At 61.1% G+C, this 22,843-nt stretch carries 27 protein-coding genes and 1 pseudogene; 8 read left to right on the top strand and 20 right to left on the bottom strand.

The features are described from left to right. Positions 1-311 precede the first annotated feature (311 nt). Positions 312-686, top strand: coding sequence for an HNH endonuclease (locus ACZK2V_RS14555; RefSeq protein ID WP_082783308.1), 375 nt, complete (start codon positions 312-314; stop codon positions 684-686). A gap of 275 nt (positions 687-961) precedes the next feature. Here ACZK2V_RS14555 and ACZK2V_RS14560 read toward each other — a convergent pair whose 3' ends face one another. The 4 genes from ACZK2V_RS14560 to ACZK2V_RS14575 form a co-directional block, all read right to left on the bottom strand. Further along, positions 962-1,576 carry a relaxase domain-containing protein gene (locus ACZK2V_RS14560; protein WP_157805966.1) on the bottom strand — a complete coding sequence of 205 codons (615 nt, stop codon included), beginning with the start codon at positions 1,574-1,576 and terminating at the stop codon, positions 962-964. A 10-nt stretch (positions 1,577-1,586) separates the two neighbouring features. After that, positions 1,587-2,285 (bottom strand): ankyrin repeat domain-containing protein, encoded by a 699-nt coding sequence (locus ACZK2V_RS14565; RefSeq protein ID WP_157805965.1) that lies wholly within the window; start codon positions 2,283-2,285, stop codon positions 1,587-1,589. A gap of 199 nt (positions 2,286-2,484) precedes the next feature. Then, a complete protein-coding gene (locus ACZK2V_RS14570) occupies positions 2,485-3,045 on the bottom strand; it encodes a hypothetical protein (protein WP_061478945.1) in 561 nt (186 codons plus the stop codon). Further along, the gene (locus ACZK2V_RS14575) at positions 3,042-3,584 is read right to left on the bottom strand and encodes a hypothetical protein (protein WP_061478946.1); all 543 of its coding nucleotides are present in this window, start codon (positions 3,582-3,584) and stop codon (positions 3,042-3,044) included. Before ACZK2V_RS14575 ends, ACZK2V_RS14570 begins: the two co-directional genes overlap by 4 nt. Before the next feature lie 156 nt (positions 3,585-3,740). On the opposite strand from ACZK2V_RS14575, the gene ACZK2V_RS14580 reads away from it, so the two are divergent. Both ACZK2V_RS14580 and ACZK2V_RS14585 read left to right on the top strand, forming a co-directional pair. Continuing rightward, positions 3,741-4,289 (top strand): hypothetical protein, encoded by a 549-nt coding sequence (locus ACZK2V_RS14580; RefSeq protein ID WP_061478947.1) that lies wholly within the window; start codon positions 3,741-3,743, stop codon positions 4,287-4,289. 93 nt (positions 4,290-4,382) lie between these two features. Next, positions 4,383-4,721: a nucleotidyltransferase domain-containing protein gene (locus ACZK2V_RS14585; RefSeq protein ID WP_046272133.1), complete on the top strand. Its 339-nt coding sequence runs from the start codon at positions 4,383-4,385 to the stop codon at positions 4,719-4,721. Between the two features lie 138 nt (positions 4,722-4,859). Here ACZK2V_RS14585 and ACZK2V_RS14590 read toward each other — a convergent pair whose 3' ends face one another. Together ACZK2V_RS14590 and ACZK2V_RS14595 are read right to left on the bottom strand one after the other, a co-directional pair. Then, on the bottom strand, positions 4,860-5,651 hold the full coding sequence (locus ACZK2V_RS14590; RefSeq protein WP_046272134.1) for a hypothetical protein: 792 nt from the start codon (positions 5,649-5,651) through the stop codon (positions 4,860-4,862). After that, complete coding sequence (locus tag ACZK2V_RS14595) at positions 5,648-7,417, bottom strand: ATP-dependent nuclease (RefSeq protein ID WP_082783310.1); 1,770 nt, start codon at positions 7,415-7,417, stop codon at positions 5,648-5,650. Before ACZK2V_RS14595 ends, ACZK2V_RS14590 begins: the two co-directional genes overlap by 4 nt. Before the next feature lie 664 nt (positions 7,418-8,081). Between ACZK2V_RS14595 and ACZK2V_RS14600 the strand changes: the two genes are divergently transcribed. After that, entirely contained in the window at positions 8,082-8,801 is a 720-nt protein-coding gene (locus ACZK2V_RS14600; protein WP_049430732.1) for a hypothetical protein, read from the top strand. A 7-nt stretch (positions 8,802-8,808) separates the two neighbouring features. On the opposite strand, the gene ACZK2V_RS14605 is transcribed toward ACZK2V_RS14600, so the two are convergent. From ACZK2V_RS14605 to ACZK2V_RS14645, 9 genes and pseudogenes are all read right to left on the bottom strand, one after another. Then, positions 8,809-11,004, bottom strand: coding sequence for a fimbria/pilus outer membrane usher protein (locus ACZK2V_RS14605; protein ID WP_061478949.1), 2,196 nt, complete (start codon positions 11,002-11,004; stop codon positions 8,809-8,811). Positions 11,005-11,007: 3 nt separating this feature from the next. Then, complete coding sequence (locus ACZK2V_RS14610; RefSeq protein ID WP_061478950.1) at positions 11,008-11,667, bottom strand: fimbrial biogenesis chaperone; 660 nt, start codon at positions 11,665-11,667, stop codon at positions 11,008-11,010. Positions 11,668-11,797: 130 nt separating this feature from the next. Beyond that, on the bottom strand, positions 11,798-12,298 hold the full coding sequence (locus tag ACZK2V_RS14615; RefSeq protein ID WP_164171068.1) for a Csu type fimbrial protein: 501 nt from the start codon (positions 12,296-12,298) through the stop codon (positions 11,798-11,800). A gap of 113 nt (positions 12,299-12,411) precedes the next feature. Beyond that, a complete protein-coding gene (locus ACZK2V_RS14620) occupies positions 12,412-12,867 on the bottom strand; it encodes a hypothetical protein (RefSeq protein ID WP_125892007.1) in 456 nt (151 codons plus the stop codon). Continuing rightward, entirely contained in the window at positions 12,860-13,156 is a 297-nt protein-coding gene (locus tag ACZK2V_RS14625; RefSeq protein WP_049403041.1) for a hypothetical protein, read from the bottom strand. The genes ACZK2V_RS14620 and ACZK2V_RS14625 overlap by 8 nt, the downstream gene beginning before the upstream one ends. A 259-nt stretch (positions 13,157-13,415) precedes the next feature. Further along, positions 13,416-13,895, bottom strand: coding sequence for a JAB domain-containing protein (locus ACZK2V_RS14630; protein WP_061478952.1), 480 nt, complete (start codon positions 13,893-13,895; stop codon positions 13,416-13,418). 216 nt (positions 13,896-14,111) lie between these two features. Continuing rightward, positions 14,112-15,314: an ankyrin repeat domain-containing protein gene (locus tag ACZK2V_RS14635; protein WP_164171070.1), complete on the bottom strand. Its 1,203-nt coding sequence runs from the start codon at positions 15,312-15,314 to the stop codon at positions 14,112-14,114. Between the two features lie 66 nt (positions 15,315-15,380). Beyond that, positions 15,381-15,812 carry a hypothetical protein gene (locus tag ACZK2V_RS14640; RefSeq protein WP_125892011.1) on the bottom strand — a complete coding sequence of 144 codons (432 nt, stop codon included), beginning with the start codon at positions 15,810-15,812 and terminating at the stop codon, positions 15,381-15,383. Between the two features lie 228 nt (positions 15,813-16,040). Beyond that, positions 16,041-16,262: pseudogene (locus ACZK2V_RS14645) on the bottom strand (transposase); the annotation flags it as partial. 84 nt (positions 16,263-16,346) lie between these two features. Here ACZK2V_RS14645 and ACZK2V_RS14650 point away from each other — a divergent pair. Continuing rightward, a complete protein-coding gene (locus ACZK2V_RS14650) occupies positions 16,347-17,321 on the top strand; it encodes a hypothetical protein (RefSeq protein WP_006375894.1) in 975 nt (324 codons plus the stop codon). Positions 17,322-17,531: 210 nt separating this feature from the next. Here the strand turns inward: ACZK2V_RS14650 and ACZK2V_RS14655 are convergent, their stop codons facing one another. Continuing rightward, positions 17,532-17,888: a hypothetical protein gene (locus ACZK2V_RS14655; RefSeq protein ID WP_006375896.1), complete on the bottom strand. Its 357-nt coding sequence runs from the start codon at positions 17,886-17,888 to the stop codon at positions 17,532-17,534. Positions 17,889-18,235: 347 nt separating this feature from the next. Between ACZK2V_RS14655 and ACZK2V_RS14660 the strand changes: the two genes are divergently transcribed. After that, complete coding sequence (locus ACZK2V_RS14660; RefSeq protein WP_061478953.1) at positions 18,236-18,517, top strand: hypothetical protein; 282 nt, start codon at positions 18,236-18,238, stop codon at positions 18,515-18,517. On the opposite strand, the gene ACZK2V_RS14665 is transcribed toward ACZK2V_RS14660, so the two are convergent. Next, a complete protein-coding gene (locus ACZK2V_RS14665) occupies positions 18,484-18,822 on the bottom strand; it encodes a hypothetical protein (protein WP_032971199.1) in 339 nt (112 codons plus the stop codon). The genes ACZK2V_RS14660 and ACZK2V_RS14665 overlap by 34 nt on opposite strands. Positions 18,823-19,201: 379 nt before the next feature. Beyond that, positions 19,202-19,774, bottom strand: a complete 573-nt coding sequence (locus tag ACZK2V_RS14670) for an outer membrane lipoprotein (RefSeq protein ID WP_486322538.1) — start codon at positions 19,772-19,774, stop codon at positions 19,202-19,204. A 204-nt stretch (positions 19,775-19,978) separates the two neighbouring features. On the opposite strand from ACZK2V_RS14670, the gene ACZK2V_RS14675 reads away from it, so the two are divergent. Both ACZK2V_RS14675 and ACZK2V_RS14680 read left to right on the top strand, forming a co-directional pair. Beyond that, positions 19,979-20,257 (top strand): hypothetical protein, encoded by a 279-nt coding sequence (locus ACZK2V_RS14675; protein ID WP_006375898.1) that lies wholly within the window; start codon positions 19,979-19,981, stop codon positions 20,255-20,257. Between the two features lie 419 nt (positions 20,258-20,676). Then, the gene (locus tag ACZK2V_RS14680; protein WP_024956731.1) at positions 20,677-21,396 is read left to right on the top strand and encodes a hypothetical protein; all 720 of its coding nucleotides are present in this window, start codon (positions 20,677-20,679) and stop codon (positions 21,394-21,396) included. Positions 21,397-21,473: 77 nt separating this feature from the next. Here ACZK2V_RS14680 and ACZK2V_RS14685 read toward each other — a convergent pair whose 3' ends face one another. Together ACZK2V_RS14685 and ACZK2V_RS14690 are read right to left on the bottom strand one after the other, a co-directional pair. Then, entirely contained in the window at positions 21,474-22,499 is a 1,026-nt protein-coding gene (locus ACZK2V_RS14685; RefSeq protein WP_164171071.1) for an ArdC family protein, read from the bottom strand. A 68-nt stretch (positions 22,500-22,567) separates the two neighbouring features. Continuing rightward, positions 22,568-22,783: a hypothetical protein gene (locus ACZK2V_RS14690; RefSeq protein ID WP_024956732.1), complete on the bottom strand. Its 216-nt coding sequence runs from the start codon at positions 22,781-22,783 to the stop codon at positions 22,568-22,570. Between the last annotated feature and the right edge of the window lie 60 nt (positions 22,784-22,843).

Genomic DNA, 22,843 nt, shown 5'->3' on the forward strand with positions numbered 1-22,843 from the left:
CCTCGCCGTCGCGCTTCTCCACCAGTTTCTTCTGGGCTTAGAGCTGTTTGATTTCGGCGTTGAGGGATTTCAGGGTGGTCAGGGCCAAAGGAGCGCTCCGGTAGGGAATCCAACGGTTATAGCCCATCGTTCCTAGCATGGCCACCCGAACGGGCCCCATCTTGACACCCACCACCCTGGGGCGCGATAACTCCCTTGCCGCGAGGGGAAATGCCCCCGGCGTATTGCCTGCTTAGCTCAAGGCAACAGGTTCCCGATTCGATCGCACAAGCGACGACGGGATGGTTTTTCCTGTTTTTTGAGATCTAAGCATGCCCAAACTCCAACGGTTGAGAACCGAGGCTTTCCTCGCCCAGAAGGGCCGGTGCTGCTATTGCAGCCTGCCGATGTGGAACGCCTCTCCCGATGAACTAAGGCCGTTCGGCCTGAGCGCCAAAACGGCCACGCCGCTCCGTTGCACCGCTGAGCACCTGGTGGCCCAGCAAGAGGGCGGCAAGGACGTGGTAGGCAACATCGCTGCCGCCTGCTGGCTCTGCAACATGCGCCGGCACAAACGCAAGTCGCCGCCCTCCCCCGAGGCTTACCGCGCGTTCGTGCAGAAACGCTTGGCGAAGGGCAAGTGGCACCCGCCGAGCGTGGCCAAGTTGCGCCTCAAAACGCGTGGAACGCAACCACCCGACGGATGAGTTCCGCCACGCTCACGTGCTGCCGCTGCGCCTCGCGGCGGACGCGGTCGGCCAGGTCTCGGGAAGCCCGGATAGGCGGCAAGCGGTCGTCCCTGGGGCCGGCAACGGGAGAGCGCAGCAGTTGGGGGCGCGCCAGGTAGGCGGTGAGCCATTGGCGCACGGCTTCGCTCTCGCTCACCCGGCTGCTCTAGCGCGTGCGGCCAATGCCTGGCGCAAGGTTGAAGAAAGGGACACTTTCGGCAGCACGGCCGTCAAGGGAGGCTTGGACGTCAGCGTCACAGCCTCTGCCTCAGTCGGCCCACGGGGGCTGGGCGGAAGAAGCGCTCCAATCGTTTGGTCTCCAGCAACGCTTCCATGAAGGCCCCCATGGCGTGGGTATAAGCGTCCTCGCTGGCCGCCAACCGCAAGCTCAGCGCAAGCCGTTCCCACTTTCCGTTCGGTGCGCATGCGATGGCGAACAACCAGTGGTGCGTCCAGTCATCCTCCAACCGATCGGATGCAACGAAGAGCACCCGGTGATCACGCTGGAACGGCAGGAACGACAGCGCCTGGTCAACCGCATGGCGGTGGGCAGCCTGTAGCCGTGCCCTCTCCTCGCCGTCGGTGTCCAGTAACGCCGCGAACCCTTTGGGCAGGCGCAACGAAACGCGGTAGCCCGCCGCCCGGGCGTGGTGGCCCTCGCCTTCGCACAACCGCTGCTGCCCATCGAAATCCTGGCCCATAGCGAAGCGCCGCATGGCCTCCTCGGTCACTGGCCCACCGGGCTTCAACTGGGTCAACCACGCACCACCCCAGCGCAACGCGGCCAAGGGCGCCTCCAGCAGTTCTGCGAAGGCGAACCCATCGGCGAACACGTCCTCCCGGCAGAGGCAGGTGAGTTGCAGGTTCATGGGATCACCCTCATAGCCGTGCCCTACTATTAGGAACGGCTTTCGTTGCGCCAGGGAGAGTCGCATCCAAACGCAGGGCCTCTTGTTCCGTTTCCCATCTGCATAGGCGATCGCGTATTTCCGGACGTTGCTGTTCGAGCCACGCATCGGGACGTGGCTCTGCATTGACAAACTGCAACCAAGCCTTCGAACGCGGATTGGCCCCTGCCTGCAACAACAGGTCGAGCAGCTCCACGTTGCCCGCCAGATAGGCGAAATAGATAGGTGACCGCCTTATCTCGCCACAGTCGTAATCCGCGTCCGGATCTGCGCCAGCTTCGAGCAGCACGCGACAAACCTCGAGCCACCTTCGCCCATTTTCTTCCCATGGACTGTCCTGCATAACAGCAAGAATAAGTGGCGTTTTTCCATCTTTTCGCTCCCGAGCGTTCACATCAGCGCCATCTGCAATCAACTGCTCAAGCTCCCTCAGCTGGAACCCTCCTTCGCGGTCGAATAGCTGAAAGATGGGTGGCATCCGGCGATGCCTTCTCCATTTACCCATGCGTTTCTCAATGACATAGCGGGGGATCAGGATTGGAGACAGCAGCGTCAATACAAGGAACTCCACGCGAACCTTCCAGATCGGCTCTTGAAATAGATTTGGTGGGTTACGCAAATCCTTTAACCATCCCCGCACACCCTTTTTTATACTTGCCACGAAATTCATGTCAGCCCCCCATGGAATACATTTGTATCCCTTCAGATCCATGCAAGCAGAAAGGGACATCCTGTCCAGAGGGCTTTACTGACTAAAGCGGAAAAACGCTGGGGTTGCACGACAGTTTGCCAAACTGTCACCCTCCCCTTGCGCGTTTCCGCTACAGCGGAAAATCAGTGGGTCAGGAGGACGCATGGCCAACACCGACTTACTCGCTGCAATTCAACAGCGCAACCCCGCCCAGGTGGCCCTGGCGATCGGGCGCGGGGCCCAACCCAACGCGCAAGGCCTCAGTCAGGCGCTCCCAGGTTCCGTCGGGGGCGCAGGCGGTGGCGAACAGCCAGTGATGCGTCCAGTCGCCCCCCAAGCGATCGGACGCGACAAACAGCACCTGGTGATCCCGTTGGCATGCCAGCGACAACAACGCACGTCCAACGGCTCGAAGGTGGGCGAACCGCAGCAGGTCGCGTTGTTCCGCGTCAGCCATCGCCAACTCATCGATAAATCCCTCCGGCAGGCGAAACCCCACCCGGTAGCCCGCTGCACTTTCGTAATGAGCGGCGCCCTCCCACAATTGCTGAATCCCATCGAAGTCCTGGCCCAACGCGAAGCGCCGCATGGCTTGCTCGGTCACCTGTCCGCGCAACTTCAACACAGACAGGCACGAACCGCCCCAGCGAAGCCTGTCCAAAGGTGTCCCCAACAGCGCACTGAAAGAAATGCCGTGGGCGATGATGTCCTGGCGACAGAGGCACGAGAGATCAATCACCAGAGGCCTTCCTTCTTGCACGCCTCAGGGTATTGGCTGGAATGGCTGCAAGGACGTTCCAGAATGTTCTTCGAAAACTCATAAGCGCCAAGCGCGTAGTCGGCCTCCCAATCCACCAACTCCTTGTTGTCGCCTTTCAGGCAAACCGCCCATTGGTAGCGCTTAACCTCATCCTCTCCCCTCTGGAAGAGCTTGTAAGCCTCTATCTTCTCAGTGCCCGGCACGTTCATCCGGTAGAGCACCTTAAAATTGTCGGCTGCCGCCACACGCGCCTCGTTCAGCCTGCAAGTCAGCCCATCTTTTTCCCACGTTCCATCGGAGCATTCTTTGGGAACGCCCTCGTCGGCCACGGCAATGATCTCGGCAGCCATGGGCATCGCCTCCTCGATCGCCTGCGCCCTCTTGGTTACCGCATCCTTCTTTTCCAGCTTCTCCGTCAAAACGGCGATGGTGAAGAGGACGCAAAAAAGCGCCGACATCCCCAGGGTGAACTTACCAACCTCGCTCAGGATGTCCCACGCCCGGTCCCAACCCTTCATGCACCCTCCTTTCTGGAATACGTTTGTATTCCTTCTCCCCCATGCAAACAGAGAGCGGCGCGGTGTCCAGGGCTTCGGGACGGCTAAACTCAGAATGTGCGGCCTCTGGCCGACAGATTCAGAAGCCCGCATCCTCCACCGACCTTGAAGGCACCCATGCCCGTCTCTGATCCCCTCGCGTTCGACCTGCTGCGGGCGTTCGCGCAGTTGGAGTTTCGCCTCAAGAGCGACCCAGGCTTTCTTCGGGCCGGTCCCTACCGAATGGCCCAGGTGAACTGGCCTGCGGTGGATGAGGCGGTGTCACGGCTGGACGATCCACTCTTCTTCGATCGGGTGTCGGACAGCACGCGCGAGCAAATCCTCACACCTCCACGTGATCGCCCGATGGTCCAGGAGGTGGCGGTGATCAACGGCCTCAACCACGCTGTCTTCCAGCGCCTGCCCCTTCATCAATCCAATGCCCGCGCTTTGATCGAAGCGGCACGCCGCGTGCGCAACAACCTCTTCCACGGGGGCAAGGAGGAGCCGCATTTGGGCGATGATGACGAGTGGGCCGCCGCCGCACTGGACGTGGCCGAGTGCCCGCTTCACCTGCTGAACTATGGCACGCTTAGATCGGGGGTAGGCCCGTGGGGGAGATGGGACGCCCATGCTTTACCTGAAGACCGAATAGCTTGTCGCCGGCAGACACCGGCCGACCGGTAAGCTGCTGTGCGCGCGGCAGCAGATCCAAGAGCACGCATCATAGGATGATAAAGTCCGCCCCAGCTGGACAGCTGATCTGACATTGGAGTTGCAATGGACCTAGAAGTGATCGAAGCAGTGCTGCTGAAATGGGCTCGCCAAGAACCTATCATCGCGAAGATCCACTTGTTCGGGAGCCGGCTAAGAGGCGATCATCGCCCCGACAGCGACATTGACATCGCGGTGGAGCTTGATCTTTCAGCGGCACCAGGAGTCGACTTTAGCGATGGGTTCGCGACCTTCAGCCGATACTCCGAGCACTGGGAGGCCGAACTAGCGCAACGACTGCCCATCCCGGTTGACTTGGAGTTCTACCATGGCCCCGAGGAAACCCCGATCCTCCATGCGGGGCTCGAACGGTCGGGAAAGCTCATCTACGAAAAGTTTCGTTAGAACATCGCGCTCCGGAGCACCTAACGCCGCCGCCCCAGCCCCGACTTCCGCCCTGAGCCACGAGCGCTTCGATTCCACCATTTCACTATTTCGATGGAACCAAGCGCTCACCCGGGCTACTCAAAGAGACAACACCGGTTAAATGTCGTGCTGTTTGACAAAGCGAGATACCTTCTGCGCCTCAAGGTCTTTGTTCCAGGCCTTTGCAAAATCGTCTGGAACATCTAGGTTTGCCTCGTCGAACTTTACGGTAGCCGGCAATTCACGCCAGAACAGTTCAATAGACGCAGCAAAGTCATCGACGTGAACATCCGACACCTCCATGTCGGTGTCGTCGAACAAGTTCCATCCGTGAGAACTTGCTCGCAAGAACTCCGGGTAGCGCAGCTGGAGATCGTCCAATGACTTCCCCTCCCCGTGCTTGAACACATTGACGACCAACCGCATGGCATCAATGCGTGGGTAACAGGCGAGAGCAGAAAGGTCCAAGCCGATGGCTTCAAGCAACCTCTCCAGCTTCGCGCTATCCAGCTTCCAAAGAGCGCGCCGCGTGTTGTCGCCGATCACCAACTTGGGCCACCTAAACTCACGAACGAGGAAGCGTCGAAATGTCTTGTCCCAATGGTGATACATGCCAGCCACCACACTGAGGCGGGTTCGATCATGCATCTCACTTAGAAGCTGGTAGAACTCGACGCCGTGATCGCGCGCAGCGTCCGCTAGATCGCCAGGGTCGTGCCAGTCAGGGTCGAAGGACTGACCGCTGCGCTCCCAGTGCTCGGATTCCGCTTGATCGGCCTCCGCCTCAATGTTGGCGAACTGAGACAGAAGGCGGGTCTTGGCCTGCTCAACGTAGAACCGATGCTCCGAGACGCGGAGCTCCCGTTCGGAATCCACCAGCTGATAGGCGCTCCACTCGCGGCCGCTCATGCCGGCTGAACCGCAGGCGGGGCATCCAGCCATTCGATCAAGGATCGAATGCCATCTGCGTCCGAGCAGCAATCTTCCAGTGGCTCGCTCTCCAATCGGACTTGGAGAGATAGCCAGGCGTGTTCCGACTTCTCCGAAATCCCAAGGTGAGGCTCAATGGCACCAGCGCCCCACAACCAAAGGCCTTGAGCACGCAGTTTCTGTATTAAAGCAGCGATGTGGGGCTTTGCTTGGTCATCGGCCGCAAGCAACTCGAATGCCTTCGAAGCCGGCCCTTGAATCCCCTTGCAAGGCAACGCTCCGTCTAAAGTCACGACGCCCGCGCCTGCCATCCTCGCGAGAACGTTCTTGCACGCAGCAACATCGGGATCATCCGCCTGCAGGAAACCATGCTTTGTTGCTTGGCGGAAAGCGAAATCCAAGTCCACGATGGCACACGCAGGCAACCCTAGGGCAGACAAAACTTCCATTGACTTACGAGTATCCGAGACCCCACTCATCGCAACAATTGCCAACGATGACTGCCCCATGGTTTTGCCCGCCACCAACTGGAAGATGGATGGCAACAGCCGGAGTTCGGTCTTCCCTTCTGTGAGCACGACTTTGTCGGCAAACAATATCTGAGACGAATTTGTCAGGCTGAATAGCTGCTGGAGTTGATGCGTGGGATTGTCCACCAATTGTTCTACGACGGATTGCATGCGCGGACGGGCTTTGGTTCCCTCCGGATGCTTTTTCGTCATTAGCAGAGCGTTCTTCGCGTCCTTGGCCAAGATCATCTGAGCAGAGTGGGTTGAGAACACGACCTGATATCCAGCCTCTGACAACGCACGCAAGGCTTCACGCACCTGCTCCACTGCAAAGGGGTGCATGAAGAGTTCCGGCTCGTCCACCAGCAGTAGCGTTACTCCGCCCGCAGCCGCTGCTCCACGCTTGAGATCCGCCAGATGCCGGACCATGGCCATCTGGATGGCGCGCTGCGCGCCATGGCCGTATGACCCGAAGGCACGTCCACGCCCCTCCCCTTCGTAAACTTTGACAGTTCCCGCCTTAATGAGGTCATTGAAGACCGGCACTGGGAAATCCAGCTTGATGTGGATACCAGGAAAAAGATCCGAAATCTTACGATTGATTGAATCGTCGATGCGACCCAACTCTTTAAAACGATCCCCACCTTCTGCAGAGATCATTCCTAGGATGGCTGCCAAGTGCGGGGTCAAGGCCTCCTCGTGCTGCTCTTGGATAGCGGCAAGCATCGAGGCCAGCAGCTTGCCGATCGTGGTCGTCGTCTTGGCCTTACTGGCGTCCTCCTCAGCATTCTCCATTGCTCCGATGCGAATAGGATCTGGAAAGAGTGCTGAGATGGCGTTATCGATGCCCGTAGGGTTCGGCTCCCAGTCGCCTGTGTCGGGATTCATCACGGTCAGTTCGGTGTCGCCCCCAGGCACCTGCTGTTCGCGACGAACCATCAGCGCCCCGTCCCGAACGTGTCCTTCAATCTTCTTTCGGTGCTTTTGCTCCAGGACCGCCAGATCAGCCTCGGTGATCCCACGCAGTGTTCCCATCACTTGCACCGGCAGGGTCGGCTCGTGGAAATCTTCCACACCAAGCTTTGCCTTACGCACGAGCCATTGGAGCGCGGTAAGACAATTGCTCTTCCCGCAATTATTCAACCCAACCAGCGGTGTAAAGCTGGTCAGCTGCAAGCTTGTGGAAACACATGATCTAAAATTCAGAACATCCAAACTTGAGATGTAGACAGCCATTCCATTGCCCCCTGTTATCCTGATTACTTACCGATCGCTGCAGCTGATCGGTAAGGCTGCTGTTGTTTTCATCCCTCAACTGCGCGATGAGGCAGACGGCCCGCCCGTCGCTGCGCTCGGCCCACAACTGTCCGACCAGGCGCCCTCCCATTTTCCGGCCAGCCGTAGATCAGTCCCCGCCGTTGTAGTCCACCACCAGCAGGAGCCCTTCAGCAAGACGAGCGACGAAGCCTGGTTAGCCCCGAAGGTCTACCGTTGCCCAGCATATCAATCATTTATCACAACAATACTTTCGGCGATACTACCCTTTCCAGCCTTCAGATTCAGATCCATGGACCAGGGACAGTAGTGCTCCGGAGGTGATGAGCCTCCTGGCGGCAGTCACACGGTAGATGAGCCGTCATGCGAACCAGGCAATCGCTACGCACGACCTCCAAACCACCAGAGGACACGGCTTGTTGGCCCAAGCATTGTTCATAAGCAGCATATGAGCCCCCTCTCAGCCCCTGAGACAGTGGCCTCGCCTTGCCCCCCCCCCCCTGTCTCGACACCTCTTGGAGCACCTGCCTCTCGCCCGGCTTGGGGTCGAGTGAGGTTAGAGTAGTAAAAACTGCGCAGGGGATGACAACGCGCAGGCTCTCAAACGGAAATTAAGGGGAACCGCATGGCTCATGACACAGACTCGCAGAAGATCAGCTTGCCCGAATGGCTGTCCATCAATCCTTGGGCGATCGTCTTGGTCGTCACTGCATTGATTGCAGGTATTCTCATGGGAGCACAACACAGCAAGGTTCCAGAGCTTGCCAACGTCATTGTCGGCCCGGCCGTAGGTTCGTTCCTTGCAGTTGGAGCTGGTGCATGGCTCGCGAATTGGCAGGAGCGCCGAAAGCGCACCGAAGCCAAAGTCTTCATCGCGCCTATCTTGGGTGAGATCACCCAAGCCATTGAAGGCGCCATCAACGGTTACGCAAATTACGAACGGCTTCTTCAGGAGCATAGACTCACCAAGCCAGCTCCAAAGGATGGACGGGTCGCCGCCGCCTCTTGCTTAGCAAAGCTTGAGGAAGAGGGCCACAAGATCAATCGCCGGCTGCACCAGCTCCAGACGGCCTTCAACTCCGTGGGCTATCAAGGCAGTGTTCTGTATGCAGACGCGCTGGAGATCCTCAAACGAATCCAGTCACGACTGGACAAGCACTCAGAGGAAATGGGGGAAACGGACGCTGACATTTCCGAGCGCACCGTCGGCGACCTCATTGATCTGTGGCGCTGGTCCGATTCCCTCAAAGCAACGGCCGTGTCTGGAAAATACACACCATCGATTCGGCCATTGCCCGATGGGGTCCGAAACGATCACCGCTGGAGTGCTAGCACGCCGTCCTGACAAATTTCTACTTGCAATCCAGATCGAGAGCGACCGTCGCGTTGCCCAAGTTGCTGGGCAACGTGGCCTTGCAGACCCCTTCCACCTCCACCGTCTGGCCGGGGCGCGGCTGCTTCAGGTAGAGCACCCCGTCATAGCCCACCTGGGTGGTCTCGGTCGCCGTCTTGGCCACCGTGCCCGCTTCGATGGCCGAGCCAGTGAGGCGGAAGGTGCGCGCGGCCTCGGTCAGGACCGGGAAGGTAAGGTGCATGCCGGCTTGGCGGCCAGCGGTGGCGGCTTGCTCGATCTCGGCCAATTGGGTGCCCAGTGGCAGCGCCCGATCGTCTACGCGGACCTCCGTGGGCACCATCGGGGTCACCTCGCCCACCACCAGGCGGCCTTGGGCGTTGGTCTTCCCCACCAATCTGCCGCCCACCCTCACCGGCACCCCGGCTTGGCCGGGCACGTCCACCACGGCGAAGGATTCGGCCGGACCTAGGAACGTCACGCCCTGGCGGTCCAGGTGGACGGCACCGGCCATCGAACCGGAAGCCCAGGTGCCGCTGGGCCCGTGCTCGGCGTTGATCTGGGCCCACCCTGCCCGGGTGGTCCAGTTGGCGTTGGCCCGGGCGGTCTGGCCAGCCGCTCCCTCGTCCACCGAAGCAGACAAGCCGACAGGGGTTCCCAACACCGTGGGACGGGCGCGTCCTTGGACGGCCCAAGCGGTGGCATCGGGGGCTTGCCGGGCCCTAACGCTCACGCCCTTGCCCCGGCCGAAATCGTAGCTGTAGCCCACCTCCACCCGGGTTTCCTTGCGCTCCAGATCGCGCAACGCGGAGACGGCCACGGTGTGCCCGTAGCCACGCCAAGTCAGCCCGGCGTCGGCGTAAGCGGTGCGAAAGCGTGGCGTGCGCACGTCCGAATAGCTGGCCCGAAGGGACCACTGGGGCGTGGGCCGCCAGAAGACCGAGCCTCGGGTGCGCTGCTCCACCTCCACCGCATTGGAGGCGCGCAGGCGCCAGTAGTCCTGTTGGCGCTCGTGCTCCAGGCGCACGCCAAACCCCGGGCCGCGGTAGTCGTAAGCCATGGCCTGCCGTTGGCCGCCTTGGGTTGACGTGCCCACTTCCAGATCCAGCGTGCCGTAGGTGCCAAGCACCGTGGTGGCCCCCAACGCCACGTTGGCCTTACCGTTCGATGAGGTTTGGGCGGTGCCGCGCAGGCTCCACCGGTCATTGAGGCCCCAAGCCACCGCCCCGGTCGCGCCCAACGCTCCATAATCGCTCTCCCCTTGGCGCACACGGCCGGCGGCGACTTCCCAGGTGGTGAGCCCTTTGCGGAGCAACGTGGGGGCGACGTAGAAACGCTGATCGCTCACCACGGTTTCGCGGCCGTAAGGGTCTCGCACCACCACTCGGGTTTGCTGCGCACCGGTGCCCAAGGCGCTGCCATCGGCCGTGAACGGCCCCTTCCCCACCTGGCCCTGCAGCACACGGGCGCGGTTGGCCAGGACTTCCACCGTGGCCGGATCGAGCGCCACGCCACCGAGCATCGGGACGGGATAGGTGGGCGTCAACGGGTCCAACGCCCGCGGGTCCTTGGCCACGCGCATCCCAGCCAGGTTGACCGGAGAGGACGACGGACCAGCGAACACATCGCCGGCCTGGTAAGTCACCAAGCGGTTGGGATCGTCTTTCTGCCAGCGCGTCACGCCGCGAACGTAGCCGGTGCCCGACGCGTCGGTGTTGACCTGCCCGCTGGTGCTGACAACGCCCCAACGGCCCGCCTTGCGGACTTCGTGCCCCAAGGAGAGCGCCTGCTGTTGCTCGGACACCATGCCCGCCACGCTGTAGTTCACCAGCACCCCGGGAGCGGGCGGCGCGATGGGGCCGCGCTCGGCGCGGACACGGGCCACGCGCTGGGCTTTGAGCCGGTCTGCCGGCAAGTCCAGAGCGACCGTGGCGCTGGCCTCGTCCACGGCAAAGCCCACGCCCAGCGCCTGGGCGCTCATCGGATCCGTTTGACCCGGTGGAAGCTGGAGTCCGACCTCGCGCCACGTGGCCGGCTCGGCGAACCACTGACCGCCTTGCTGCCAGAACGTGAGCGGATCCGCCTTGGCCTTGCCGCCGATCACCGGCACCAGGAACGCGGGTGCCACGCCTTCGGGCACCGCTGCGCTGGCCGACGATGCAGCCAGCAACAACAACGCCAAGGCGTGGCCACGCATGGATCACCGCCCCACAGGGACGGTGACGGGCTGGCCGTTGACGGTGATTGAAAGGTTTTCAGCGCGCTGCCCGGGCTGGGCCTCGTAGGTCATTGAGGCCCCCGGCAGGGTCCAACCCAACGCACCCTCGCGCCACGGCTTGCCACCAGCCGGGCCGATGGACGACACGCGGGCGGCGGTCTGGCCGTGGTTGGTCAGCCGGTAGCCCTTGGGCACCGCCTGGACGGTCACCTGGGGGACAGGCGCGTTGGCGACCTCAAAGGCCACGGGCAAGTCCTGGTTGACCAGCAACTGGACGCCTTGGACGTTGGGAGCCCTGAGCTGCATTAGCAGGACGCGGTAGTAGCGCCGCTCGCCCAGCGCGCCCACCCTCATCAACCGGGCGGTGCGCTTGGATTGGGGCGGGACGTCCACGAAGGTGGGCGCCCCCACGATATCCGTGGTGGGTGAAAACACGTTCTGCCCTGTGGCCTGATCCCACCCCACGGCTTTCACCTGGTAACGCACCGACGCGTCGCCGCTGTTGTGCAGGGTCACGGCGACGTGCTTGGCCGAGGTATCGGCCATCAGGGTGGTGGGGCCGACGGAGATGGAACCGGCGGACGCCGAAAAGGACAGCAAGGACGCGGCGGCCACGGCCAAAAAACGTTGGGAATGGGTCATGGGGTCTCCTTTAGGGGCGTCTCCATTCAAACTAGATCGGAATACCATTCCGTCAACCCATACCTACTCATCTTTTCGGCAACAAAAAGCCCCCGGGGCAAGCCGGGGGCGTCGGGACAACCGATGGGGATCAGTTGTAAGTGGCGGTGACGGTGACCGTGTCGGTGTAGTTGCCGCCCACGGCCTGCTTGAGGGCCAGGAAGCGCACCGCGTAGTTGTAGCTCTGGACGGTGCCGTCGCCAACGCCGGTGAACGCGTCGGTGTCATCCCCCCATACTTGGCTTCCCTGCGGGTCCTTGAAGAAACCGTAGGGGATGTAAGCCCCGGCGCCGTTGGTCACAGCCCGATAGGTCCCATACCCGGACAGCAGGCCGAAGTTCTGCCCCTGGCCCGGCGAAATGGAGTAAGTCGTGCCCGCGTTGCACACGATGCTCAGCCCGGAGGTGCGGGCGGCAGCTTCGGAGATGCCCGACCAGTCCGTGCCTTCGATGGAGGTCACGGACAGCTGGCAGGTGTTGGTCAAGGTGCCCTGAATCGTCAGGTCCGCGGTGGTGTCGGCGGCGAACGCGGGCACTGCAAGCGAAGCCAGGGCGATGGGCAGAAGGGCGCGAAGGAAGGTCTTGCGTGTCATGGGTATCGTCTCCTTGAGAGGGATTGAGTGGGGATGAGTAGCCCCAGAATGGGCCATCCCCTTACCGATACCTCGAATCTGAAAACGCGCAAGGGTGGGCATTGAGCCAGCGGTCAGAGCCTGGCTCGTTTGCCACCGGCCGCTGACTGTCTCCATAACCCATCCAGCTCACGCGCACGGTGCTGAGCCATTGCCTCCTGAATCATCCGCTGAAGGACGAACGCAAACGCGTCAGTCACAAAAACGCCCACGCCGATCCCGCAATCATCCGGCAAGCTGGAAATCTGTTTTATCGATGGCTGGTGAATGACCTCGTCGAGCTCAGGGGGCAACGGGTCCACGAACGTGTCAATGAACGCCCTCACCTCGGTTTCGGCTGCTTTGCAAAGGTCGGCGTCAGTGAGCAGCGCCCGCAAGTCGGCAAGCGTGGGAAGCCACACCGTATTGAAGAGCGGGCCACCCACCGAGGGACTGACGAAATGGATGCCGTGAAGCACGGATGCCCTCTCACTCTTTCCGAGCTCTCCGTCTCCCCAATAACCGTTCATCGGAGGAGTCACGTCACCCATCATTAGCCAGTTCTGCGCGCCGCCCCTGCTCTTCTCGCCAGCACTTGAGCAGGTGTTTGTAACCGGGCTTGGCTTGGGGGACGTGGAAGGATCGTCCGTAAGTGTTGACCTTCCCGCCGTTGTGGAGCTCGACGGCATGAACCGCGGTCCAAGTGGTCGCCCAGCCCAGGCTGTCGTCCTCTTCAAAGCTGACGGGCTCCAAGGAGACCGCTGCATAATTTTCAATCAAGCCGGGATTCAATCCCAACGCGATCATCTTGGTTTCGTTGGTTGTGACGGTTGCGCTCATGTGACACCTCTTGGCTTGGTCGGCGGCATTGCCTACCCCTTAATTCAAGGTAGATCGCCCTGGAAATTTGTCCACGGCCTTAGTGGACAAAATCTTGACTAAAAGCAAAAAATGCGGCGCTAAGGCCGCAGTTTTTCCTAACATCACTTATCGCGCCGAAGGCGTTGGTGCTTTCCATCCATGCGGATGCTTTTTCAGATGCCGGCGCGCAGCGGCCGCCGGCGGCTTCCGCCGCAGGTCTTTGCTTTAAAGGGGGTGGTCACACCCACCCTCGTGAAGCCATCGACACGTGCGAGGTGCCCGCGATCACAAGGTGATCCAGCACTCGAATGTCGAAAAGGGCAAGGGCCTGCTTGAGGCGGTCGGTGATGGCGCGGTCGGCAGCGCTGGGCTCGGGGTTTCCGCTGGGGTGGTTGTGAAAGAAGATGACCGCGGCGGCGTTGTGGTCCAACGCCTTCTTGGCGACGATGCGGGGATGGACTTCGCACCCATCGATGGTGCCTTGAAAGAGGTGCTCGGTGGCAAGGATGCGGTGGCGGGCGTCCAGGAACACCGTGCCAAACACTTCGTGATCCAGGTGCGCGCAGCGGGCAGTGAGGTAGTTGCTGGCACTGGAGGGGTCGGTGATGGCCTCGTGGCGCTGCAGGCGACGCTCCAAGATGTGCGAGGCGGCCAAGAGGATGCCCTCATCGTCCATGGCCAGCTGGTATTGGGCCCGAATGTCGTTGGCTCGCTTCACTTGCTTTCTCCACCGGCGCGGGATTAGCGACGGGCGGGCGTGGTGTCTGCGGCGGAGGCGGTCAGTGGGAGCAGGCCGACAAGGGCCAGAGAAAGAACCAAGACGCGCATGAGGCCTCCTTTCATGAATGGGTTGCACTACCCATAACAAAAGGTTTGGTTTGCGCAACGGGATCTAGAAAAGAAAAAGGCGGCTTTCGCCGCCTTTCCCTTGGGCTTAGAAGCGCGCTCGCAAGCGAGGGGCTTCCTGGGTTTGGCTGTCCTGCCCGTGGGCCTTCATGGCCGCACCAACCTGGCGTTTGGCATCGACCCCAAACCCGCCTTCCGGTGGCTTCCAAGCGTTGGCGGGCGGGAGCAGGCTGACCAGGAGCTTGGCCCTCTCTTGAGCCCGCAAGTCGTTGAAAAATGGCTTGCCGCTGTTGATCGGCGCTTCGCCCTTTTGGTTTTGGATGTGGGGATCTGCGCCCGCCTCAATCAGCGCACTCCAGACAGTGGCATCGCGGCCCGCATGAAGAGAGGTATTCCCGTTGTTGTCTTGGGCGTTCATATCCGCCCCTGCCTTGGCGAGCGCTTCAATCGTCTCTGGAAAAATCGCACGGTGGATCGGCGCCTGGCCGTCCATTCGCCGTGCAATGACGTCTGCGCCTGCACGGGTGAGCAAGGCCACCGCCTCGGGGTCCCTGGCTATATGCAGCGGTTGATTCCCCTGGTCATCGCTCGCCGCGGGATCAAGGCCTGCTTTCAGAAGTTCCTTAAGCGCGCCCGTGTTCGCCTCGAAGAGAGGGGTTCGCCCTCGGTTATCCCGGGCTAGGATGTCTGCCCCGGCCGCAATCAAGGCGCGGGCCTCCGTCTGCCCGGTTGCTCGGAAGAGAGGGGTTTGCCCTTCATTATTCCTCGCGCTGACATCCGCTCCCGCCTTCAGCAACGCTTTGAGACTGTCGTTGTGTGCGCCAAACAACGGGGTGTTCCCTTGGGTGTCGCGAGCGTTGATGTCAGCGCCAGCCTTCACGAGCTCCCTTAAAGCCCCTTCGCTCGCTCCGAAAAGGGGCGTTTTCCCTCGGTTATCGCGCGCATGAATGTCTGCCCCGGCCGCAATCAACGCCCTGGCATCCCCTTGCCCTCTCGCGTTAAAAAGCGGTGTTTCCCCTTGGTTATTCTGCGCATTGATGTCTGCCCCGGCCTTGATCAGTTCAATCACGGCTCCCTCGCTTGTCACAGAATGAAGCGGCGTATTTCCAAGGCCATCCCTCGCTTCGATGTCAGCCCCAGCATCCAACAGCCTCCGAACTTCGCGCGGGTGATGCGCATCATGAAGTGGCGTTTGATCCAGCCAATCTTCATCCCTTGCGTTCACATCAGCGGGGATTTTGGTAAGCCCGATTTGCTTCAGAAGAACGTCTTTGAGATTCGAAATATTCAACCCACACCTCCACAATAGTATTTTGACCTCCCACCATTAGCAGAAAATCAGAACCTCGCAAGGGAATTAAATAGAAGAAGACGGCTCTTGCCGCCTTTCTTTTTCCATGTCAAAACCGTTGTCGGATTCGAGGCTTCTGGCTTCCCTTTCCTCACCCTGGGCTTTCATGGCCGCACCGACTTGACGTTTGGCGTCGGCCCCAAATCCGCCTTCCGGTGGCTTCCAAGCATTGGCAGCGGGAAGGAGCTCGTCAAAAAGCTTGGATCGGTTGTGGGCACGAATGACCTGATCGGATTGATCATTACCTGGCCGCCCCAGAAGATCCGTGGGCGTTGTTCCTTCTAAATCGGGATCCTGAGGCGTGCGTCCAGCCTTGAGCAGGTCACCGGCCCATTCTGCATCGCCGCATGCAACAGCGAAGTGGAGCGGATACTCGGTCGCGGCCGTCAGGAAGGCCTCGTAGTCTTGCCGCTGTCGATGCGGGCGTCCTCCTTCCACTCATCTTAATTTGTCTCGTCGTCCCAATGCTCGTCAAAAGCGGCCTGGCGGAGCTCGTCGGGTAATCCCCCCATTTTTAGCAGCGGCCAAAAGTAGAAATAGGGATGGTCTGATCAATTCACACTGAGTCGTGGGTTTTCAGCGCCGGAGTCATCCTGGGCCTTCAGACGCGGCGGACTGCCATGTTTTCCGCTCTCGAAGTGCCCTTGCGGGCACCTCAAGACGGAGTTACCCCTGTGCCGCCAACAGCTTCCGGCGCACCATCCACAGGTTGGACAGCGCGAACAGGGTGAGCACCTGTGCCGTGTTCTTGATCAAGCCGAGATAGCGCACCTTGGTGTAGCCGAACTGCCGCTTGATCACCCGGAACGGATGCTCGACCTTCGCGCGCAGACTAGCCTTGCAGCGCTCCCAGCGCTCAACCTGTTCGAGCTCACGCGCGTTGCCAATGGGGAATTCAACCGGAGGATTGAAGAACGGGCTTGAAGGCTTGAGGATGAGCTACCTGGACCCGCAAACCGTCACGAGACCCCGATGGACTACCCTGACCTTGCCCCCCTGGAGGAAATCTCCGGTCCGTTCGCCCTTCTTTCGAAGGGCCCAAAATTCATCGCCGCCTGGCTTGCCAAGCGCACTGAGGAGCGCTACCGGGAGTTCACCCGTGCCGCGCTTGAGGGTCAGGTGTTCCCCGAGAACGCGGAGGCCATGACCTCGGAAGATTTTCTGGCCATGCTGCGGGCATTGGAGATGGACATCGAGGCCGAGAAGGCCACCGTCTATGGCCGCCTTGCCTGTTCAATCGCTACCGGCAAAACCGCAGGCCATCTCAAGCGCCACTTCATTAAGGCGCTGAGCGACCTGTCGTTTGGCCAGGTCGATCTTCTGCGACGCGCTTTAATCACCGAGCGTCACCACGTGTTTCCTGGCACCGGCGGGGGTAACCTGGACCCAAAAGAATTCCTTGGACTGCAGTCGAAAAGCAGCATCAATCGCCAGACCTTTGAACGCTGGGGCCTGATCGAAGAGAAAGGACTGAGCCTCGCAGGCCGACGGTTCGTGGAGGCTTGTTTTACCAGCGATGAGTTGGCGCCCTCCTCAGTGGGCTTTCAGGAATGGGCCAAGGGTCGCATCCACATCGTTTGCAACGAGATGGGCGCGCCGAGCTGCCACAGCGTCCTGGTCCAACTGACCGAAGATGGGCACCGCCGGGCCATCCATGTCCACAACAGCGCAGCACTTCGGGGACGCTCCAACCGCCTGCTGACACCCGGCCCCGTCATGGTGGTCCTTCTCACCGATAAACCCCAGCGTCTCGCCGACGAATGGACCACGGTGGAAGACACCATCCGAGGAAGAGTCCTGGCCGTGGTGGCCACGACCGATCCGAATGCGCCGTTGCCCGTCGCCATGACGGGCTTGGAACGCATAGATGCGTCACCGGACCGTGCCGCAGAAGCCGTGACGGCGATACTGGAGCGCTTTGAAGCAAAAGGGTTACGGGGCACCTGAGACCGCGATGTTAAACCCGATTCGACCGGTCATTGGAAGTGGCCGCCAACTTTCTGGCGGCCAACGAGCACTACTTACAGACCAAACGAGGCTTCACGGACAGCGACTTGCATGCCGGACAGAAGAGCCCCAAGTTGATCTTCCGCTGAAAGTGATGACTGCACTTCTCGCAAACAAAAAGGTAAGGCGCCCCTGGAACGAAGCCGGGCATCACTTTCCTTCCTTGCGCTTGAAAATGACCTTTCCGCCAGCCTCGTATTCCACATCGTAGCCTTTGTAGATTGCGAGGATCAAAGAGAGACCAAGGCTTGCGGCGGTGATGATGCCGATGATCTCGACTCCAGTGACTGTCGCGACCGCCCCCAGGCTGAGCGTGCTGAGCCCAGCCGTTACTGGAGCGAGCCCAACTGCAGCAACGATTGCTGCAACACCGACGGCACCAAGCTTGGCGAACTTGCGCGTCTTCTTCAGGTCGTCTGCCAACTTGCCCACAACCACAATCTGCTGCGCCTTTGCATTCTTGGCCGCTTCCAGCTCATCCCGCGTCCTTACTGTCACGCTTGCCATAACGCCCCCTGTTGTTAGCAATACCAGTGATGGATACCCTGGGCAGGATAGCCGAAGGGAACACCGTGTTCCTAGCAGCAATGATGGTGCCCAACTGTCTCTCCAGCTGAGACACGAACTCAACGCATCCGCTGCCACGGGTCGTCCTTGGGAGCCTCCACCGTAACCTCGGCAACGTCGTCTTCAGCGCGCCATGCCTTCCCTTCGAGCACCATGGTGGGACCCCTGGAACGTGCGATGGCGGCCTCTTTGGCGGTCGGCGGGTTCCATGACCGATGCTCCTCTAGGTAGCGCTCCGTGGACGGCCTCAACGGCAGGCCACCGCTCGGCAATGGCAACGTCCGATCATGGCGTTCGTCTTGCTGACGGGCATAGGCGACTTGCTCGGGCTCCCCAAGCGCCTCTCGGTGGGCATCCAGCAAGCGATCGACAGCGTCCACGTCCCCGCGGGCATGGAGCGATTCGGTGTAAAGCGCTTGAAGCAACGGGTCACGCTCTTCGTGAATCTCTTCGCCTGTGTCTTCGCCTTGGAACAGCCCATCCTGGCGTGGGCGGGCGTCGACGGGGTCTGGGCGCAACCGACCGTGACTCGTTCTCATGCCCGCCTCCGCGCCAGCCCGCTGCCGTGAAGCAGCCCGCATGCGATCGAATAAACGACAAGAGCCAGCGTGGATGACAGGTATAGGTTGGAAGGATCCAACCAGACTTGGCTCACCACGTGCTGTAGCTGGTAAGCCAGCAGTGCCAAGCACGCGTAGAACACGGCCAAATGCCACATCAACGCAACCACGGATGGGGCGTCCTCTTGGCCGGCTTGGAACGCCTCCCAGCCCCTGCGTGCGCTGCGGGCTTTGGACGCGCACAGCCACGCGATTCCGAAGGTGATCGCAAACATGGCGAGCTCAAACAGCACGACCACCAGAATAACGGTCATGGGATCCTCCTCTGGGTTGGGAGCAGGCCATGGGCCTGCAGGTAAGCGTGGACTGCCTGTCGGGTCACGCCCAGGCGCTTGGCAATTGCAGGGCCGTTGTTCCCCTGCTCCAGGAGGCGCACCACCAGAGCGTGTTGGTCAGCCAGTGGGCGCCGGGGCTTTTGACGCAACCCCAGGTGGGCCAGATCGGCGCTCACCACGGGCGATGGAACGCCCAGGGCTTGGGCGATGGCGGCGCGGCCGTGTCCCTCTCGGACCATCCGGGCGACTTCGGAGCGGCGGTGGGCAACGGATGGCCGCTTCATGAGCTCAACCAGAAGCCCGCAAGCCGTGCCTTCGCAATACACGCCTCCACCAACGCGTTCGCTTTTGTGCATCCTTACGGCCCCACGCGCACGCGAGCGCTGTTGTTGTCCGACCGGGCATTGATGCCAATGGCACAAGGGCTTCCGCACGAATAATCGCCAATGCGCACCGGCGAAGCATCAAGCGGCACCACCCGGGTCTTCTTACCCTTCCCCACCAAGAAGACCCGATCACCTTCGCGCACATCCACATCGGCGTCTTGGACCACCGCGAGGACGCGCTGGCGGCGATCGGACAGATCGCGCACGTAGATCTCCACCGCACGCCGGCCGCTGAGGCCCTTGTGAACCGCGGTTCCGGCAGCCGCACCGATGACGCCACCGGTCACCCGGGCTGCATTGCGGTATTCCCGGTTCTTGACCTGGTTAGCAGCCCCATAACCAACGGCCGACCCGATGGCGGAGCCGGCGTTCAGACGCTGGTCGGACGTCAGTTGAACCGTGCGAACCATCAGGACCTCGCCCAGTCGGGCGTCCTGGACGGATAGGGCCTCGGACGAACCGTAACGGCGAGCGGAGGTGGAATCGGCGGCAAAGGCGGCCGGAGCAGACAACGCCAATGCAAGGGCCAGAACGATGGGTTTCAAGGTGCACCTCCATTTCGTGAGTAGGTTCACCTATGCATAGATCGATTCTGGGAATGCGCAAGGGGGGGGGGCTTCGGAGCGCGGTTACACAGACTGCAGTCCGCGTCATTAAATTGACGGAAAAGCGACAAAATGAAGCATATGGACAGAGATTGATGCTCAGGCGATGATTCTGCCCACAACTCAAAACCAACAGGGAAATGTATGGCAAGGAAGAAGAGTTCATCGGCCGCAGGTGCCGCGATTTCGACCGGCGGCGGAGCCGTCGCTGGCGCAACTTCTGCGATCCTCGGCGTAACCAGTGGTGCAGCGGCCGGGACCGCCGGTGCAGCCGCCGTGACCTCCGGCTTGGCAACCGTCGGGAGCGTTGTGGGCGGTGGCATGCTTGCTGGACTGGGGGTGGTCGCGGCTGCACCAATTGCGGGTGGTGCGGCGATGTTCGGCGTCTACAAGCTCTACCAGCGCATGGCATCCAAGAAGTAACCGCTCTGCCTGGCCCACTGCCACAAGCGGTTTCCCTCTACGTCGCGCAGGCTTCGTCAATGTCTGCAAGTGGCCATCCAAGCTAGCAACCTTGGTGGCCGCTCTTACCAACTTGTGGCTCAAGCCCTTGGACCAAAAGGCCACGTTGACCTCAATGCCCCGCTGGCGCAGCCAGAGTGCGGCGTGACGCTCAAACCCGAGCGCACTGAGGCCGTTCATGCAGGGCTAGCAGCCGGCGGAGTGCGGTGCAGTCCGCGCCTACACGTTGGGATGCACGATGGGTTCGCGCATGCTCGATAGCACACGGATCGGAATTTCTGTTACTGCACGTAGATCAGACTGGCCATTTCTTCCCCTTTCTCTCTCGCCCCTCCGCGTCTGGCAAGGAATCTGAAACCGGCAAGCTCTCCTGTCGTGCAATGTTCCTGATCGACATTCAACCTGTGATGATGTGGGAACGCTCTCCCTCAACCTGCCAAACCGTCTACGGAACTGGCAAAATTGCAGGATCACTCACAGGGGGAAATTGGATGTCCGACACAACCTACAGCCACCGCATCCTCAAGACTTATGGCCTGCTGGTGGACTTCGAAGGTAAACCACGCCTCAAGAACGTTCCGTCGCCTCTAACCGGTCAAAAGAAGGCAAAGGAGACGATGGAAAAGTGGACGCAGCGAGTGCTGGGGGATGAGGTCAGCAAGGTCCGCGTCTACCGACCGGCACGCGTTAAAAGTGACACACTCATTGCCAGCCTTACAGACACGCACGACGCCAAGCTGGTGCGTGACATTGTTCGCGGCGCCGTTCGCAAGAAGAGCAAATCAGCGAAAGCAAAGATTGAAGAGATCAAGGTGGAGCACGCCGCCGAGCTTAGAAAGCGCGGAGCCACCGCGAGAGAACTTCGGAAGGCACACGAAGAAGACCTGTCGGGAAAGCTCGATGATATCTTGGCTGCGACGGCCTATCTGCCGTTAGACGACCTTCAGGACTTGGTGGTGGAACTGGGAGAGGACTTGAGCCCATCGGTCCGCAACTGGGCACTTGCCCTGGCTCCGGCCAAGGATGCTGACGAGGTTTCCGTCATCGACGTTCTCAAGCAGATGCTCCTGCGCATGGACGTGCTGTCGAAGAATAAATAACCAGAATTTGTCAGCCACTGTCGCGCACCCTGCTGCCTCCCGACAGGCGGGTGCGCGTTCAGTCGCTTGTTCACGAATCAAACTGCCAAGTTCAGGCGCGCCCCTCTTGCCTTGAAGCGCGATCGAGACCGGTCGTTGGCGGCATGTTTTTCGATCTCATGCAGATTGGCCGCCACGGACTGCCGCTGCTGCTCAACCTTCTGGAGCGGCTCTCGAACCAACTCGGGCACCTTCAGGAACTCCACCACCCGCTCGGCCGCCGCCGCGGCTCGGAAGAGCTCCCGGGGATCGTCCCGGAGGATTTGGATCCACGACTTCACGTAAGCCGCGTGCTGGGTGGGATCGTGGCCAATGCCCAGGCGTTCGCCCATCAGCATGGATGACACCTCCGCGACCAGTTCTTCCTTGGCGTAGTCGATGCTCCCAAAAGCCCCTTTCTGATCGCGGTTGAGGCGGGTGGGAAAGCCGGTCCAGTGGCCCAGTTCGTGCAACGCGGTGGCGTAGTAGCCGCTGGCCGAGTGAAAGGTGTTGCGCTGGGGCAAGTGGATGCTGTCGGTCATCGGACGGTAGAACGCTTGGTTGCCCCCGTCGTGGTGGATCTCGGCTCCGCTGTCTCTCAGCACCGCTTCGCAGGCCTGGTGAATGTCGGGCTCTGGGCGCGCGGCTGGCAGGACCAGTGCCGGCAACCCATCGATCTGCATCGCGTTGAACACGCGTGGGAAGAAGACCTTGGGGTGGGCCTTGGCGATGAGGTCGGGGTCCCCGCTCTTCTTGGCCTCCTCCACCCGCGACCAATCCCAATACTCAATCACGCTGGCCTTCTCGCCCTTGCGCACCTGAGCGCCCACGGCCGCGGCTTGCTTGTAAGTCATCCACCGGTTGTCCTGGGTGTCCCAGGCGCTCTGAAGGGCCCACAGGTGGAGCAGGTTTCCGCCCCGGTAGCTCTTGCCAGTCGTGGGGTTCATGGGCAACCCGAGGTCCACGCGGGCGTCCCAGGGTTCGAGAAAGGGACCGGTGCCCTCCTCCATCTGGCGGATCAAGCGCTCGACGACGTCGCGGGAATGGCGCTGAAGGAAGCTTTCGTTGGGGGTGGCATCGGACACGGGCAGGCTCTCCTGGAAGGCAAGGAAAGGCGCCTGTCGGCAACGCCAAGGGGGTTAGGCTGGAAACTTCAATCGTGAATGGTGACGGCGCGTCCCTGCTCCAACAGGTTCTCCAGCAAAGCCAAGGCCCGTTCGATGGTCAAAGCGGTGCCGGGGCCCCCGTCGCCCTCCTGGAGCTGCACGCGGATGCCCTCGGGGGTTCGTTGCACGGTGAAACGGGGGGACGCCGCCAGGGAGTCCTGGCGGTCCATGCTGTCGTCTACAAAGGCATCGGAAGGGGTCATGGTTTCAGCATGCGACAGGATACGGATTTGGCAAGTCCGGGCTGGACCGTTAGCGTCACC

It is taken from the genome of Stenotrophomonas sp. 93052_Sma, from assembly GCF_056481145.1.